The sequence below is a fragment of the Mycobacterium sp. UM_11 genome (genome assembly GCF_001414075.1).
Lineage (GTDB): Bacteria > Actinomycetota > Actinomycetes > Mycobacteriales > Mycobacteriaceae > Mycobacterium.
On sequence record NZ_LATC01000286.1, the window covers coordinates 1 to 283 of the forward strand.

The 283-nt window shown below is 73.5% G+C and carries 1 protein-coding gene; it reads right to left on the reverse strand.

All coding sequences use genetic code 11. The features are described from left to right. A partial coding sequence (locus WU80_RS25055) for a DUF222 domain-containing protein (RefSeq protein WP_156371919.1) occupies positions 1–283 on the reverse strand: 283 nt, incomplete at both ends.

Consider the following 283-nt stretch of genomic DNA (forward strand, 5'->3'; position numbering starts at 1 on the left):
CGGCCGAGTTTTCCCGAGGCCAACAGCGCGCGCAGCCCCGCGGTGAGCCCATCGTGGTTGCGTTGGGCGGCGCTGCGCCCATCGTGATCAATGGCCTCCTGACTCGGGGTGCCGTCGACACACGGCATGTCGTCGAGCGGGTTGCACATGCCCGGGGCGGCCAGCTTGGCCAGCACCGCCTCGAGGGTGGCCCGCAGCTCGGGGGTGAGCAGCCCGCGCAGCTCCGACATGCCATCAGGGCCCTGCTTGCCCAGGGTGAGGCCGCGGCGGCGGGCGCGCTCGG